Here is a 16,406-nt window from a genome sequence, read left to right as displayed (position 1 = left end):
ACATAATCAAAGATAAATGAATTAGTCAAACTATTATGGAGGAACATATATGAAAGTTGAAGTAGGGAAGATTGTAAATACACATGGGATAAAAGGAGAAATCAAGGTAAAATCCAATTCAGATTTTACCGATATACGTTTTCAACCAGGCGAAATTGTTGAGATAGAACGTAAAGACAAAGAATCATTAACATTTACAATTTCATCATATAGAATGCATAAAGGACTTCATATGTTAACATTTGAAGGAATCAATAATATAAACGATATTGAACATTTAAAAGGTGAAACATTAGTTCAAGAACGTGATCATGAAGAAATTGAATTAGGTGAACATGAATATTATTATTCAGATATTATTGGTTGTACGGTCTTCGATGAAGAAGATACTCCAATTGGTCGTGTGATAGAAATTTTTGAAACAGGCGCCAATGATGTTTGGGTCGTTAAAGGAGATAAAGAATATTTAATACCTTATATTGCAGATGTAGTTAAAAAAATTGATGTCGAAGGTAGACGTATTCAAATCTCACCAATGGAAGGATTGTTAGATTAATGAAGATTGATTATTTAACTCTATTTCCAGATATGTTTAATGGCGTGTTAAACCATTCTATTCTTAAGCGTGCTCAAGAAAAAGATGTGTTACAAGTCAATACTGTAGATTTTAGACATTTTGCAGAAAATAAACATAATCAAGTAGATGATTATCCTTATGGTGGTGGGCAAGGTATGGTATTAAAGCCTGAACCTATATTTAATGCAATGGATAGTATCGACAAGACAGCTGACACGAGAGTGATACTAATGTGTCCTCAAGGACGTCCATTTAATCAAGACATTGCTAATGAACTTAGTCAAGCAGAGCATTTAGTTTTTATTTGTGGTCATTATGAAGGTTATGATGAAAGAATCCGTGAAAATTTAGTGACGGATGAGATTTCCATGGGGGATTATGTATTAACTGGTGGAGAGCTACCAGCAATGGTAATGACTGATGCAATTGTTAGGCTACTGCCTGGTGTGTTAGGTAATCAACAATCACATGAAGATGATTCATTTCAAGATGGTTTGCTAGAATTCCCTCAATATACAAGGCCGCGTGAATATAAAGGGATGGATGTGCCAGATGTATTGTTGTCAGGTAATCATGCAAATATTGAAAAATGGCGTCATGAGCAGAAAATTTTTAGAACTTGGACGAAGCGACCAGATCTTTTAAATTACGATACTATGTCTCAAGAAGACAAAGAGATTATAGAAAGATACAAAAAGCATTTGAAAAAAGACTAACTATGTGCTAACATATTTTAAGTGTGCGACACACGAAAAATCACTATGATCCGCTGCTATATTTTGTCGAGGCAAGAACATAGGTTGAAGGAGAGAAAAATAATGAGTAATCACAAATTAATCGAAGCAGTAACTCAATCGCAATTACGCACTGACTTACCTTCATTCCGTCCGGGTGACACTTTAAAAGTGCACGTACGTATTATTGAAGGTACACGTGAACGTATCCAAGTATTCGAAGGTGTAGTAATCAAGCGCCGTGGTGGAGGTATTTCAGAAACTTTCACTGTACGTAAGATTTCTTCAGGTGTAGGTGTGGAACGTACATTCCCATTACACACACCAAAAATCGAAAAAATTGAAGTTCCACGTCGTGGTAAAGTTCGTCGTGCTAAATTATACTACCTACGTGAATTACGTGGTAAGGCTGCTAGAATTAAAGAAATTCGTTAATCAGCATAATAAGCATAAAAAAGCGGTCCTCTTTATGAGGACCGCTTTTTTGTTTATTGACAAAGAAAAAATAAAGATATTGGATGAACTTCATTATCCAATGTGAAGTATATAAAATTAAGAGATCTCTACAAAGATTAATAGGACTAAAGTAGAGACTTCAACCTCTAAATATCCATTTAGATCTACATAAGCTGTAAAAAAATTTAATTTCCCTTTATAGTTACTATATAGTAGGCATAGATAACTAAATGAGTATTGTTTTAATATCGCTATGCCAATACAAAATAAAGAATTTATATTGTATTGGCACATTTAATGATATTTTCTACCTGCGTGTACTATTTTTAGATTTATTTCTTAACCACCATAAAAAGACAATACTAGAAATTACACCGAAAACAGACAGCGTGACTAATAGTAGGGTGTGTGGTGGAGTATATTTTAAGGTGATTGTTTCTTGACCTTTCTCAGTGGGAATCACCGTCATAATACCGTTACCTTGTTTGACAGGTAATTCTTGTTTGCCCGAATAAGCTTTCATACCATTACGATAGGCCATAGGAAGTACAATGTATCCTTTATCTTCTTTGTGCTTAGTTACTGTATAACCTGTACGTTGTTGAGAAACTTTGACAGGGTTTAAAGATTTTGTTGCGTTACGTAATGTTTGATAATCTTCACCATAGATTCCTTTGATATTAAATCGATAATCACCTTTAGATAATTGAATGTTTAAATCTTTATTTGCTTTAACGCGCATAGTTACTGGTGTAACAAAGCGTCTATATTTATAGGTCAATTTATTGCGTTGTTGGCTGTATTCGTTAACACGAACATCATGTGCTTTATCAGGTGAGAGTAACTCTACATCCATTTCAATATACATATCTTCGTATTTGTTAGTAATAGATTTAGGTAAATGATAACTTATGCCCCCATTGTCTTTAGAAACAACTAAATGATTATCTTTGTTTCTGTGAGCATGGTTAAATGTTGATGTCGCTTCTGTTATCAAATTTTTATTAGCTTTGAATGTTTGATTGGACGAAGCGCTACTATCATTCAATACAACACCTTGTAACATGGCTTGTTCTCTATCTAATGGTGATTTAAGATCTTTGGAAGCAAAAACTTTATCCGTGATGTGTGCACTTGGGTATGCTACTTGATTAGTAGAATGTAAAAACGACTCTTCTTTAGAATGCTCAACAGTACTTTCGTGTTTAAATCCGTATGGAATATTTAAATCATTTGGACGACGTATACGATCTTGTACATTCCATAAAGCCATCAAATTAGCACGATTAGATAATAAACGATATGTACTATTTTTATCAGTGTGCATGTTGATTTGTAAAGTTTTATCGTAGTATTCTAAGATATCACCATCGAATATACTTGAATACAAAGCAGTGCCATTGAAATGATAAATCATCGGTGAATTCAAACCGTATTGCGACATATAATCAATTCTATTTAATGGATCGTCACCATGTTGCTGATTGATTTTATTTATTTTTTTTGCTAACTCAGGACTTTTATATTTAGCATCATGCATAGCTGAAACTGTTGATTCGTAGTTTTTCACATTATTAAAATGATTGTTAGACAATATAAATGCTTGTTGCACAATAAATAAGCATAGGATGGTAAATATAACCCATCGTTGTTGCAATAAATGTTTTTTAAACAATGTAAATGCTATGAAAATCATAAGTATTAAACATACGGCCATCCACGAGATTTTTTGATCAGTTGCTACAAATGACATAATAACCATAACTATTAAAACTGGTAAACAAGATATGGCATAAGATTTTAGATTTAACTCAGAAAGATGCTGAATAAATAAAGCAATCAATCCCGATGTTGTTAATGCAAAAATATAAACCCATCTACGCTCTGGCGTTGAAAAACCATTAAACATACTATCGAAATAAGGTGTTAACGAACCAATTAACATAATCCATGTTGCGATTGCAAAAAATCTATAGTAATAATGTTTGTAAAGTTTAAAAGATAATAAAGCTATGATAGTAATCATTGATACCGTAATGTAAAATCCATTGCTAAAAAAGTTTTTCTGACGGGCAAAGTCAGTAAATATATTTATACTAAAATGTGGATTACTCACTCTATCGTTATTAAGAAATGAAGATACACCCGTATAGAACCCCCAAATACCAATTAATGTGCTCAATATAACTGCAATAGGTATCATCCACAATTGCTGTTTTCGAGAAACTATATCTCTCGGATGTGGAAATATAAAACGATATATTACATAAGCTAATATCACAATCGCTTCATAATAACTAAAATAAAAATTTGAAAAAAGTGTTAATGCAATTGCAAAAATAAAAAGCCCTAATTTCTTTTCTCTATAAAAATGTTCAATACCTAATAATGACAAGGGGAGAAAAATTAGTAAATCACCGTAGTAAGACCACGTAAAATTAAAATATATAACTGTTGTAGAAGCCGCATAGAGCAATGCAGCCAAAAATATTGAATGATTTTTAAACTTTAAATATTTAAAGAAATAAAAAGTTATAACAAAAGTTGCTACGCCTTTAATAAAGGCAATGATTAACTGATTACTGGCCCAAAATGTAATTTGACTTGGATTACTATTGAATATCACTTCCGATAACCACACAAGTATAAAATTAATATAAGTGAAGGGGGAGGTTGAATAGTAATAAGATAAATCTTGTACAAAATCGCCTCCAAGTCCAAATGAGTGATCATATGAACTTTTAAACTGACTAAAATGTTCATACAAGTACATTTGAAAAGGCATCATTTGCCTGTAACCGTCACCGTAACCGCTAAAAACAACTCCATGAGTAAGATAGCGATAAATATATGGTGTGAACGTAAGAAGTGCTACGAAAACTCCCATTATAATGATACATAGTAATCTCGTTGTTTTATTGGACCAAAGCTTACGAAACATGGTAATACCTCATCTCTGATAAACTCCTTTTATAAAGTGTTTTAATTGTTTTTGAATTTTTTACGAATTAGCCATGTAATTGTAGATAATATAAATATGACGGAAATAATTATCATGGTATACCAATATTTAGGGCGATATTTGAGAATTATTTGACTAGTGTCTTTGTTTACAGAAACGCCAGTCATCATATAGTTCACTTTAAAAGGTTTTACTTTTTTACCGTCAATATAGGCTATCATGCCATTACGATACGGAATGTTAATAGAAGCGATTCCTTTTTGATGGGAGGTCAAGTCAACTTTGACACCATTTTTAATATCATGATAGCTACCTATGTTAGTTTTAGAACCATGGGCAGACTTTAATTTTTGGTAATTTTCACCGTGTAAACTTTTAATATCTAATTGATAATTTCCAGATGGGCTGAGATTAATATTTATATTACCTTGTTCATCTGGTTGTGTTTTGTAAAGTTGAGTATCTACGCCTGTTCGATATGTAGAATTATTGAATAATCGATGGTTTGCATAGTCATTTATATTTACTGTAAAGTTACTGTCCGGATAACCGCGTTTTACTTTTAAAGTTAAATAAAAATCACTAAAACGTTGCTTCAGGTGTTCTGGGATGTGCAACTGTATTTGACTATTATCGTTACGAAGCTGTATACGATGTCCAGCCATCTTATTAATATTTTGATAAGATATTTGACTTTGATTTAATAAATTTCTAGTAGTATCTGTATATTCTTTTCCTTTGCCATTAACTACAACGCCATCAATCATGGCGTGTTCTCTATCAATAGCTGTATTAATAGAGTTTGAATCATAAACTTTATTTGTGACACGAACAGATGGAAGATTCAATGTATTTTCATAAATTTGATACTGTCCTTCCGTTTTTATTTTTTTGAAAAAGTTTGGCACGTTATTTTGATAATCTTTAAGCATTAAAAATTTGATTGAAAATAAGCTGTTAATATTCTGACGTGCATTGGTGGATTGATATCTACTGACTGATTCTTCTGGCATATTAATCTTCAAATCATCATAGTAGTAATCTAATATATTATGGTTAAAAATACTTGAATAAATACTCGCGCCTTTAAAGTGTTGATACATAGGTGTGTTATCTTGTTCATTAACACGCCAATCAATACGTTCATCTTCAGATTTATGATGTGTCATTTGTGATATTAACTGTCGTTGGAGAGGAGTGTTATAGAGACTAGCGTTAATATAATTTTTATTAGCTCGTTCAACATGGTCTTCAAAGTAAATTTGATTACGAATAAAAACAAATAAAATTAGCAAATTAAGAATCATAATAGAAATGATAAATAAATATGTTAATTTAACGCGTGATTTCGCCTCATTGACTAAAAGTATCAGAAAGCCAATTACACTTACAATAGGTGTAAACCACAACCACGACACAAACTCACTATAATACCATGCACTGATAAATAGGTAACTTAATGCGCCTATAGCTGACAAAACATAATTTTTTATTGATAGTGTTCTAAAATGTTTGATGTAGAAGCTGATTAAAACTGCAGTATTTAATGCAATAAGATAATGCCATCGTTTTTGAGGTGCAGAAAATCCATTAAATATTTGATCAATAAATGGAATGAAACTTGCGCCAATAGATATAATGGTAAATAAGGCAAATAATCTAAAATAATAGTGCTTGTATAATTTAAAAGATAATAATGCTTGTAAAACAATAAAAGATAAAACAATTAAATAGTTATCGTAAAAAACATTTGTATTCTGATTAAAAGGTTCAAACCAATCTACTTTGCTATCAAAAGGTGTACGTCTATTGTTTAAGAAACCTTGGACGGAGTGGAAAAAAATAAACAAACTACAACCCAAGGCCACGAAAGATGCTAAAGTTAACGACCAAAATGCTTTAAACCTAGGGACTAAATCTTTTTTATGTCTGAATAAGATTCTAATTGATAAGTATAGAATGCCAGTTAATAATTGATAATATGCAAAATAAAAATTGTTAATTAGTGAAATTGCAACAATTAGTATAAAGCAACCTATTTTCCCATTTTTGAGGAAACGTTCTATGGACCATAACAATAGCGGAAGCCATATAAATATATCGCTAAAAAATGGCCAATATACTGTAAATCTAAAGTAAAGCGGTGATATAACAAAAATGAACGCACCAAGTATAGCGATATTACGATTAAATGAAATATTACGCACAAATATAAAGGTTCCTAGCATAGCGATAGCAGATTTAATGATTGATATAATCAGGGCATTTGTTGTCCAAAATAAAACATCTGAAGTGTTTAATGGAATGAAAATTTTAAGTATTACAATGGTGAGTACATTGAATATAAAAATAATGTTAGTGGAGAAATAGTAGCTTAAATCAGTGGAAAAATCTCCTCCTAAACCGAAATCAGAAGCGTAGAACCAATTCCCCTTACTCCAATTATCAAACAAGTACATTTGAATTGGCACCATCTGTTCTATCCCATCATTGGGGCCGGTAAACAATACCCCATCATAAATATATCTATAAATAACATAGCTATGCCCAATAATTGCTAATATAATAAACAAACAGACATACAATAATTTACGTTTCATAGGTAATCTCCTATATATGTATTAAATATAATTCTATTGTAACGATTTTTTGCAAATTTAGTTTAAAAAGACTATATATTTTGTGTGAAATTAATCTTTTTTAAGATATATATCTTAATTTTCTCAAAAAAACAGAGATAAATAAAACATTAACCTATACACAGACATCTAAAGTGTAACTATAAATCATCTATATTTATATATTAAATAATAGTGTAAAATTGAAGGTGGTAAATAAGTCGTGACGTTATTTTGTTTATCAAGCACTATGTAGCGTGTTATGATTTTAAAGTCAAAGCAACGTGCAAGTATAATTATATATTTAAATTTAAAAAAATCTGAAATTCGCAAAAATAGAAAGGTGATATAGATATGGTAATACAATGGTATCCAGGCCACATGGCTAAAGCAAAAAGAGAAGTATCAGAACAATTAAAAAAAGTCGATGTCGTATTTGAATTAGTTGATGCTAGAATTCCGTATAGTTCTAGAAATCCTATGATTGATGAAGTGATACAACAAAAACCACGCGTAGTTATTTTAAATAAGAAAGATATGGCAAATTTAAAAGAATTAGAAAAATGGGAATCATTTTTTAGGGATAAAGGTTATTACCCTGTGGCAATTGATGCAAAACATGGTAAAGGGCTTAAACAAGTAGAACAAACGGCCATTAAAGCTACCAAAGAAAAATTTGAAAGAGAAAAACAAAAAGGATTAAAACCTAGAGCGATTAGAGCAATGATTGTCGGTATACCTAATGTAGGGAAATCAACGTTGATTAATAAACTAGCTAATAAATCTATTGCTAAAACAGGTAATACGCCAGGGGTAACCAAACAACAACAATGGATAAAAGTAGGGAATTCACTACAATTGTTAGATACGCCTGGGATTTTATGGCCTAAATTCGAAGATCAACTCGTTGGTAAGAAACTAAGTGTTACTGGAGCAATTAAAGATAGTATTGTTCATTTAGACGAAGTTGCTATTTATGCTTTAGATTTCATGAAAGCACATGATTACGAAGGTTTAAAACATCACTATAAGATTGATGTCCCTGTAGATGCAGAAAGCATAGAATGGTTTGATGCGATAGGACGTAGACGTGGATTGTTGCGTCGAGGTAATGAAATAGATTATGAAGCGGTAATCGATTTGATTATTCATGAAGTAAGAAATGCTAAGGTTGGCACGTACACGTTTGATATCATCAATGAAATGGACGTGTAGACAAACATGAAACAATCGATTCAAGAAGTGAAGACGTTATTACAAACAATACAATCTATAGAAGAGCTTAATGCACACACGTTTGTTGAAGATGAACGGAAAGGTGTGCAAAATGCTATCATACAAAGACGTAAACAATTAGAAAAAGAAGAGTTATTGCTAAAAAATTATGAAGAAATGTCAGAGTTTGAAACCGCATTGTTAACGCAAAATAGTGATGAGCTTATTTGCGGTATCGATGAAGTTGGTCGTGGCCCATTAGCAGGGCCGGTTGTAACATGTGCTGTAATTTTAAATGAGAATCATCATTTTACAGGGTTAAATGACTCTAAGAAATTATCTGCAAAGCAAAGACAAAGTATAGAGAAACAACTATTAAATGATGTTTTTGCATATGCTTATGGTTATGCAACAGTCGAAGAGATTGATCGATTAAATATCTATGAGGCCACAAAAATTGCTATGTTAAGAGCGATTAATGCATTATCAGTACGTCCTACACACTTACTTGTTGATGCGATGACTTTAGATATAGATATCCCACAAACATCATTAATTAAAGGTGATGCTAGAAGTGTATCTATTGCAGCTGCAAGCGTGCTGGCAAAAGAACATAGAGATAAATATATGCGTGAATTAGCTGAGAGATATCCTGGCTACGGTTTTGAAAAAAATGCTGGCTATGGTACCCAACAACACTTAGACGGCATTAAACAATTGGGCATTATACCTGAACACAGGAAAACATTTGAGCCAATTAAATCGCTCACAAATTAATAGTTAAAATGAAATAATTGAAATAAGTAGAATAAATGAGTTTACAATAGCGCTTTCATTTCTTATAATTGATTATGAACTTAACCTAAGAAACAGGAGGATGGAGAATGAATATCCACGAGTATCAAGGTAAAGCAATATTTCGTTCTATGGGCGTTGCTGTCCCAGAAGGACGCGTAGCATATACTGCTGAAGAAGCAGTTGAAAAGGCAAAAGAATTAGATTCAAAAGTTTATGTGGTAAAAGCACAGATTCATGCAGGGGGCAGAGGTAAAGCTGGCGGTGTGAAAATTGCAAAATCACTATCCGAAGTGGAAACTTATGCAAATGAATTATTAGGTAAGACGCTTGTTACACATCAAACTGGGCCTGAAGGTAAGGAAGTTAAACGCCTTTACATAGAAGAAGGCTGCGATATTCAAAAAGAATATTATGTTGGTTTTGTAATTGATCGTGCAACAGATAGAGTTACTTTAATGGCTTCAGAAGAAGGCGGTACAGAAATTGAAGAAGTAGCTGCTGAAACACCTGAAAAAATATTCAAAGAAACAATTGATCCTGTTGTCGGGTTAGCGCCATATCAAGCTAGAAGAATAGCGTTCAACATTAATATTCCAAAAGAATCAATTAATAAAGCGGCTAAATTTTTAGTATCACTATATAATGTGTTCATCGAAAAAGATTGTTCTATCGTTGAAATCAACCCACTTGTAACTACAGGTGAAGGTGAAGTATTAGCGTTAGATGCAAAAGTAAACTTTGATGATAATGCATTATTTAAACATAAAGATATTCAAGAATTACGTGACTTAGAAGAAGAAGATCCAAAAGAAATCGAAGCATCTAAATATGATTTATCATATATTGCATTAGATGGAGATATCGGTTGTATGGTAAATGGTGCTGGTTTAGCGATGGCTACTATGGATACAATTAATCACTTCGGTGGAAATCCGGCTAACTTCCTTGACGTAGGGGGCGGCGCAACTAAAGAAAAAGTTACTGAAGCCTTTAAAATTATTTTAGGTGATGAGCAAGTTAAAGGTATCTTTGTAAATATCTTTGGTGGAATTATGAAATGTGACATCATTGCAGAAGGTATAGTTGCCGCAGTTAAAGAAGTAGAACTTACACTACCACTTGTTGTACGTTTAGAAGGTACAAACGTTGAAAAAGGTAAAGAAATCCTTAAAGAATCTGGATTAGCAATTGAACCAGCAGCTACAATGGCTGAAGGCGCACAAAAAATCGTAAAACTTGTTAAAGAAGCATAAGGAAAGGATGGGAGCACGAAGATGAGCGTATTTATTGATAAGAATACAAAAGTAATTGTACAAGGTATCACAGGGTCAACTGCCCTTTTCCATACAAAACAAATGCTTGAATATGGTACACAAATTGTTGCTGGGGTCACTCCAGGTAAAGGCGGACAAGTTGTTGAAGGCGTTCCAGTATTCAATACAGTTGAAGAAGCACAAGAAGAAACAGGTGCTACAGTTTCAGTAATCTATGTACCTGCACCATTTGCTGCAGATGCAATTTTAGAATGTATTGAAGCTGAATTAGATTTAGCAATCTGTATTACAGAACACATCCCAGTAGTTGATATGGTTAAAGTTAAACGTTACTCAGAAGGTAAGAAGACACGTGTTGTTGGGCCAAACTGTCCAGGCGTAATCACTGCTGATGAATGTAAAATCGGAATTATGCCAGGTTATATCCATAAAAAAGGCCATGTAGGCGTAGTTTCACGTTCTGGTACATTAACTTATGAAGCGGTGCATCAATTAACTGAAGAAGGTATTGGTCAAACAACTGCTGTAGGTATTGGCGGGGACCCTGTTAACGGCACAAACTTTATTGATGTATTAAAAGCATTTAATGAAGATGAAGAAACTAAGGCAGTGGTTATGATTGGTGAAATCGGTGGTACTGCAGAGGAAGAAGCTGCAGAGTGGATTAAAGCTAATATGACTAAACCTGTTGTAGGTTTCGTTGGTGGACAAACAGCTCCTCCTGGTAAGCGTATGGGCCATGCTGGCGCTATTATCTCGGGCGGTAAAGGTACTGCAGATGAGAAAATTAAAACGCTTAATAGCTGTGGTGTGAAAACTGCAGATACACCTTCTGAAATTGGTACTACATTGATAGATGCTGCAAAAGAAGCAGGTATATACGAACAATTATTAACTGTTAAGTAATTATTTGTTTTATAATGCGCACAAATTCCGATAATATGTCGGAGTTTGTGCTTTTTTAGGTTGTTTTTCTACCATATTAATAGTGAATATTATAAGAAAATAGTATTCATCAATACTTTCAGACTAACACGTTTATATAGTGATAATTACTCTTTAAAGTTATATTAAATTTCATGAAAAATGATTTTATAATGTAAAGTAAATTCAATAGAAACTCCTCTATAATGTATATATAAAGGAGCGCGATACATGAAAGGACAACTTTATTTAAAACTAAGATTTGCAGGATTAACTACACGACATTTGTACCAACTATTTGAATTTTCACCTTCATTTATATATGAGCACGAATTAGAACAAAATCACACCCTTAAAAGGTTTTTAACAGAGTCAGCAATAACTCGTAAACACATCATTTATGACAATTTTTTAAATTTAGAGTATGAGCATATTTTCAAACTGCTAAAGCAATGGCATATTAGTTATGTGGCTATTGATTCCAATACTTATCCTAAATTATTACGTGAAATACATGATCCACCATTTATCCTTTTCTATAAAGGTAATCCTACATTAATGCAATCTACTCGAACACTTGCTATTATCGGTTCGAGGCAAGCTACTAATTATACTCGAAGAACACTAGAAACATTTTTTCCTAATTTTAAAAATGAGAATTTAATTATCATATCTGGTTTGGCTAAAGGGGCAGATAGAATAGCTCATGAGCAAACACTGAAACATAATATGGGGGCGATTGCTGTATTAGGATTTGGTCATAAGCATCATTATCCTAAAGAAACTTATGCTATTCGAAAACAAATTGAGGCTAAAGGTATAGTGATTAGTGAGTATTTACCAACTGATGGACCTCGAAAGCATTATTTTCCTGAACGAAATAGAATTATTAGCGGCATTTCTAAGGGAGTTTTTATCACAGAATCCACTGTGAGTAGTGGGACAAATATAACGATGGATTGTGCATTGGAACAAAATAGGGAAGTATATGTATTACCGGGATCTATATACAATCCTATGGTTCAAGGAAATTTAGTTAGTGCACAAGAAGGAGCTAAGATTGTTGTGAAGGCTTGTGATATTTTAGAAGATTACAGTTAGTCATCATAAAATAATGGTATATAATACTTAAATTGTTAAAAATTTAGTCTTGTAGAAAACATATGTAAAAGCAATGACTATTATAAAATTTTGCCACAATAATACGCTAATTTAATACACACTAAAATTAAAAACATTGACAAAAACAAAATACACCGTTTATCATTTATCTTTGTAATTAGAAAATGCAAGGGGGTAACTACTTTGGCAGAAAATTTAGTCATAGTTGAATCGCCTGCAAAAGCTAAAACTATTGAAAAATATTTAGGGAAAAAATACAAAGTTATCGCATCAATGGGGCATGTTCGAGATTTGCCTCGTAGTCAAATGGGCGTAGATGCAGAAAATGATTATGAACCCAAATATATAACAATACGCGGCAAAGGTCCTGTAGTTAAAGAATTAAAGAAACATGCTAAGAAAGCCAAAAAAGTTTTCCTAGCGAGTGACCCGGACCGTGAAGGTGAAGCTATTGCTTGGCATTTAGCAAATATATTAAATTTAGAAGATTCAAAAGAAAATAGAGTAGTGTTTAATGAAATAACAAAAGATGCTGTGAAAGATAGCTTTAAACATCCAAGAGGTATTGAGATGGAACTTGTTGACGCACAACAAGCACGTCGTATATTAGATCGTTTAGTAGGTTATAATATTTCACCAGTACTTTGGAAAAAAGTGAAAAAAGGGCTGTCAGCCGGTCGCGTACAATCAGTGGCACTAAGACTTGTTATTGATCGAGAAAATGAAATAAGAAACTTTAAACCAGAAGAATATTGGAAAATTGAAGGCGAATTTAGATATAAAAAATCTAAATTTACAGCTAAATTTTTACATTTAAAAAACAAACCGTATAAATTAACAAACAAAGATGACGTTGAAAAAGTGACAACACAGTTGGACGGAGATCAATTCGAAGTAACGAAAGTAACTAAGAAAGAAAAAACACGTTACCCTGCAAATCCTTTTACAACTTCAACGTTACAACAAGAAGCTGCACGTAAATTAAACTTTAAAGCACGTAAAACAATGATGCTAGCTCAACAACTATATGAAGGTATTGACTTGAAAAGACAAGGCACGGTTGGTTTAATTACCTATATGCGTACTGATTCAACGAGAATATCCGATCAAGCCAAAGCAGAAGCTAAAAACTATATTGAAGAGACTTATGGTCAAAATTATACATCAAGTCGCAAAGCAAAAGGTCAAGGGGCTCAGGATGCTCACGAAGCGATTAGACCTTCAAGTACTTTACGTACACCAAATGAAATGAAACAATTTTTAACTAGAGATCAACATAGATTATATAAACTAATTTGGGAGCGTTTTGTAGCAAGTCAAATGGCACCAGCAATCTTAGATACAGTTGCCATGGATATAACGCAAAATGATATAAAATTCCGTGCAAATGGTCAAACAATCAAATTCAAAGGTTTTATGACATTATACGTTGAAGCAAAAGATGATAACGATGATGGTAAAGATAATAAATTACCGAATATTGAAGAGGGTGAAATGGTTACAGCCACAGATATTGAACCATCACAACATTTCACTCAGCCGCCACCACGTTATACTGAAGCTCGCCTAGTTAAAACAATGGAAGAGTTGAAGATTGGGAGACCTTCTACGTATGCACCAACTATTGATACAATACAAAAAAGAAATTATGTAAAAAATGAAAGTAAACGATTTGTACCAACAGAATTAGGCGAAATCGTACACGAGCAAGTAAAAGATTACTTCCCCGAAATCATAGATGTTGATTTCACTGTAAATATGGAAACGTTACTAGATAAAGTGGCAGATGGTGAAATTCCATGGAAAAAGGTGATAAGAGACTTTTACAGTAGTTTCAGTCAAGATGTTGAGCGTGCTGAAGAAGAAATGGAAAAAATTGAAATTAAAGATGAACCGGCTGGTGAAGACTGTGAAGTATGTGGTTCACCAATGGTCATTAAAATGGGACGTTATGGTAAATTTATGGCATGCTCAAATTTCCCGGATTGTCGTAATACAAAAGCCATTGTTAAAACAATTGGGGTGACTTGTCCAAAATGTAAAGAAGGCGACGTCGTAGAGCGTAAGTCGAAGAAAAATCGTGTGTTCTATGGTTGTTCGAAATATCCAGAATGTGATTTTGTTACATGGGACAAACCAATAGGTCGAGACTGTCCGAAATGTGAACAATATCTTGTTGAGAAAAAACAAGGACGTAAGAGTCAAGTTGTATGTTCTAATTGTGATTACAAAGAAGAAGAACAGAAATAAATAATGAAATATCGCTTGTTGTTTTAAATAATTATATATGAATGATAGTAGCAGCTTACGACATATATTTATAATTTAGATGATATATTTATAAATATGATAGAATGTCTAAGTTGCTATTTTATAAGTAGGAGGTAAATAAATGACTCAAGTAGTAAACGTCGTAGGTGCTGGACTTGCCGGTTCAGAAGCTGCATATCAATTGGCTCAACGAGGTATAAAAGTCAATCTTATTGAGATGAGGCCGGTTAAGCAAACACCTGCACATCACACCGATAAGTTTGCTGAATTAGTGTGTTCTAACTCATTAAGAGGTAATGCGTTAACTAATGCAGTAGGTGTACTTAAAGAAGAAATGAGACGTTTGGATTCATTGATTATTCGTGCTGCAGATAAAGCAAGGGTACCAGCAGGAGGTGCTTTAGCGGTCGATCGTCATGATTTTGCAGGTTATGTTACAGAAACATTAAAAGAACATCCAAATATAACAGTATTAAATGAAGAAATTAATAGCATACCAGAAGGGTATACTATTATTGCTACTGGACCTTTAACAACAGATAAATTGGCAAATGAAATTGTCGAAGCCACTGGTAAGGATCAATTATATTTTTATGATGCAGCAGCGCCTATCGTTGAAAAGGATAGTATAGATTTAGACAAAGCATACCTAAAATCACGTTATGACAAAGGTGAAGCAGCCTATTTAAATTGCCCTATGACTGAAGAAGAGTTTAATACATTTTATGATGCTTTAATGGAAGCAGAAGTTGCTCCAGTCAATGAATTTGAAAAAGAAAAATACTTTGAAGGTTGTATGCCTTTTGAAGTTATGGCTGAGCGCGGCCGAAAAACTTTACTGTTCGGTCCAATGAAACCAGTAGGACTCGAAGATCCAAAGACTGGGAAAAGACCATATGCTGTTGTTCAATTGCGTCAAGATGATGCGGCAGGCACTCTATATAATATTGTTGGATTCCAAACACATTTAAAATGGGGTGCACAAAAAGACGTTATTCGCCTTATACCAGGCTTAGAGAACGTTGAAATTGTAAGATATGGCGTCATGCATCGTAATACCTTTATCAATTCTCCTGATGTTTTAACGGAAACGTATGAATTGAAAGGGAGAGAAGAACTATATTTTGCAGGTCAAATGACAGGCGTAGAAGGTTATGTAGAAAGTGCAGCGAGTGGACTCGTAGCTGGTATAAATGTTGCACATAAAATTCAAAACAAAGGTGAGGTTATTTTCCCTAGAGAAACAATGATTGGAAGTATGGCATATTATATTTCACATGCTAAAAATGAAAAGAACTTCCAACCGATGAATGCCAACTTTGGGCTTTTACCTACTTTGGAAAATAGAATTAAAGACAAAAAGTTACGTTATGAAACATTAGCAAATCGTGCATTGGACTATTTAGATAACTATAAAAAAACGCTTTAAAAACATCGCATTTAACAAACAAATTC

At 33.0% G+C, this 16,406-nt stretch carries 12 protein-coding genes; 10 read left to right on the top strand and 2 right to left on the bottom strand.

Annotated elements, in window-relative coordinates:
- Positions 1 to 49: 49 nt before the first annotated feature.
- The 3 genes from rimM (at position 50) to rplS (ending at position 1,746) form a co-directional block, all read left to right on the top strand.
- Positions 50 to 556 carry a ribosome maturation factor RimM gene (gene rimM / locus ACW5YJ_RS09760; RefSeq protein WP_017724276.1) on the top strand — a complete coding sequence of 169 codons (507 nt, stop codon included), beginning with the start codon at positions 50 to 52 and terminating at the stop codon, positions 554 to 556.
- The gene (gene trmD / locus ACW5YJ_RS09755) at positions 556 to 1,293 is read left to right on the top strand and encodes a tRNA (guanosine(37)-N1)-methyltransferase TrmD (protein ID WP_457338119.1); all 738 of its coding nucleotides are present in this window, start codon (positions 556 to 558) and stop codon (positions 1,291 to 1,293) included. Before rimM ends, trmD begins: the two co-directional genes overlap by 1 nt.
- A 102-nt stretch (positions 1,294 to 1,395) precedes the next feature.
- Positions 1,396 to 1,746 (top strand): 50S ribosomal protein L19, encoded by a 351-nt coding sequence (gene rplS / locus ACW5YJ_RS09750; protein ID WP_002483481.1) that lies wholly within the window; start codon positions 1,396 to 1,398, stop codon positions 1,744 to 1,746.
- A 328-nt stretch (positions 1,747 to 2,074) separates the two neighbouring features.
- On the opposite strand, the gene ACW5YJ_RS09745 is transcribed toward rplS, so the two are convergent.
- Positions 2,075 to 4,708 (bottom strand): YfhO family protein, encoded by a 2,634-nt coding sequence (locus ACW5YJ_RS09745; RefSeq protein ID WP_457338118.1) that lies wholly within the window; start codon positions 4,706 to 4,708, stop codon positions 2,075 to 2,077.
- A gap of 41 nt (positions 4,709 to 4,749) precedes the next feature.
- Positions 4,750 to 7,329 carry a YfhO family protein gene (locus ACW5YJ_RS09740; protein WP_457338117.1) on the bottom strand — a complete coding sequence of 860 codons (2,580 nt, stop codon included), beginning with the start codon at positions 7,327 to 7,329 and terminating at the stop codon, positions 4,750 to 4,752.
- A gap of 372 nt (positions 7,330 to 7,701) precedes the next feature.
- On the opposite strand from ACW5YJ_RS09740, the gene ylqF reads away from it, so the two are divergent.
- From ylqF to trmFO, 7 genes are all read left to right on the top strand, one after another.
- On the top strand, positions 7,702 to 8,562 hold the full coding sequence (gene ylqF, locus ACW5YJ_RS09735) for a ribosome biogenesis GTPase YlqF (protein WP_107551586.1): 861 nt from the start codon (positions 7,702 to 7,704) through the stop codon (positions 8,560 to 8,562).
- 6 nt (positions 8,563 to 8,568) lie between these two features.
- Positions 8,569 to 9,339: a ribonuclease HII gene (locus ACW5YJ_RS09730; protein WP_017724281.1), complete on the top strand. Its 771-nt coding sequence runs from the start codon at positions 8,569 to 8,571 to the stop codon at positions 9,337 to 9,339.
- A gap of 107 nt (positions 9,340 to 9,446) precedes the next feature.
- On the top strand, positions 9,447 to 10,613 hold the full coding sequence (sucC, locus tag ACW5YJ_RS09725; RefSeq protein ID WP_017724282.1) for an ADP-forming succinate--CoA ligase subunit beta: 1,167 nt from the start codon (positions 9,447 to 9,449) through the stop codon (positions 10,611 to 10,613).
- A gap of 21 nt (positions 10,614 to 10,634) precedes the next feature.
- Positions 10,635 to 11,540: a succinate--CoA ligase subunit alpha gene (gene sucD, locus ACW5YJ_RS09720; RefSeq protein ID WP_017724283.1), complete on the top strand. Its 906-nt coding sequence runs from the start codon at positions 10,635 to 10,637 to the stop codon at positions 11,538 to 11,540.
- Between the two features lie 249 nt (positions 11,541 to 11,789).
- Positions 11,790 to 12,659, top strand: a complete 870-nt coding sequence (gene dprA / locus ACW5YJ_RS09715; RefSeq protein WP_017724284.1) for a DNA-processing protein DprA — start codon at positions 11,790 to 11,792, stop codon at positions 12,657 to 12,659.
- Positions 12,660 to 12,863: 204 nt separating this feature from the next.
- On the top strand, positions 12,864 to 14,930 hold the full coding sequence (gene topA / locus ACW5YJ_RS09710; RefSeq protein ID WP_017724285.1) for a type I DNA topoisomerase: 2,067 nt from the start codon (positions 12,864 to 12,866) through the stop codon (positions 14,928 to 14,930).
- Positions 14,931 to 15,072: 142 nt separating this feature from the next.
- A complete protein-coding gene (gene trmFO / locus ACW5YJ_RS09705; RefSeq protein WP_107551589.1) occupies positions 15,073 to 16,380 on the top strand; it encodes an FADH(2)-oxidizing methylenetetrahydrofolate--tRNA-(uracil(54)-C(5))-methyltransferase TrmFO in 1,308 nt (435 codons plus the stop codon).
- Positions 16,381 to 16,406 lie beyond the last annotated feature (26 nt).

Source organism: Staphylococcus sp. mip270_02 (genome assembly GCF_054031535.1).
This window is presented reverse-complemented; position numbering and strand designations above follow the sequence as displayed.

What these genes read in the sequence shown, in the direction of transcription:
- rimM (WP_017724276.1), top strand. Translation starts at nt 50, where the DNA reads ATGAAAGTTGAAGTAGGGAAGATTGTAAATACACATGGGATAAAAGGA.
- trmD (WP_457338119.1), top strand. Translation starts at nt 556, where the DNA reads ATGAAGATTGATTATTTAACTCTATTTCCAGATATGTTTAATGGCGTG.
- rplS (WP_002483481.1), top strand. Translation starts at nt 1,396, where the DNA reads ATGAGTAATCACAAATTAATCGAAGCAGTAACTCAATCGCAATTACGC.
- ACW5YJ_RS09745 (WP_457338118.1), bottom strand. Translation starts at nt 4,708, where the DNA reads ATGTTTCGTAAGCTTTGGTCCAATAAAACAACGAGATTACTATGTATC.
- ACW5YJ_RS09740 (WP_457338117.1), bottom strand. Translation starts at nt 7,329, where the DNA reads ATGAAACGTAAATTATTGTATGTCTGTTTGTTTATTATATTAGCAATT.
- ylqF (WP_107551586.1), top strand. Translation starts at nt 7,702, where the DNA reads ATGGTAATACAATGGTATCCAGGCCACATGGCTAAAGCAAAAAGAGAA.
- ACW5YJ_RS09730 (WP_017724281.1), top strand. Translation starts at nt 8,569, where the DNA reads ATGAAACAATCGATTCAAGAAGTGAAGACGTTATTACAAACAATACAA.
- sucC (WP_017724282.1), top strand. Translation starts at nt 9,447, where the DNA reads ATGAATATCCACGAGTATCAAGGTAAAGCAATATTTCGTTCTATGGGC.
- sucD (WP_017724283.1), top strand. Translation starts at nt 10,635, where the DNA reads ATGAGCGTATTTATTGATAAGAATACAAAAGTAATTGTACAAGGTATC.
- dprA (WP_017724284.1), top strand. Translation starts at nt 11,790, where the DNA reads ATGAAAGGACAACTTTATTTAAAACTAAGATTTGCAGGATTAACTACA.
- trmFO (WP_107551589.1), top strand. Translation starts at nt 15,073, where the DNA reads ATGACTCAAGTAGTAAACGTCGTAGGTGCTGGACTTGCCGGTTCAGAA.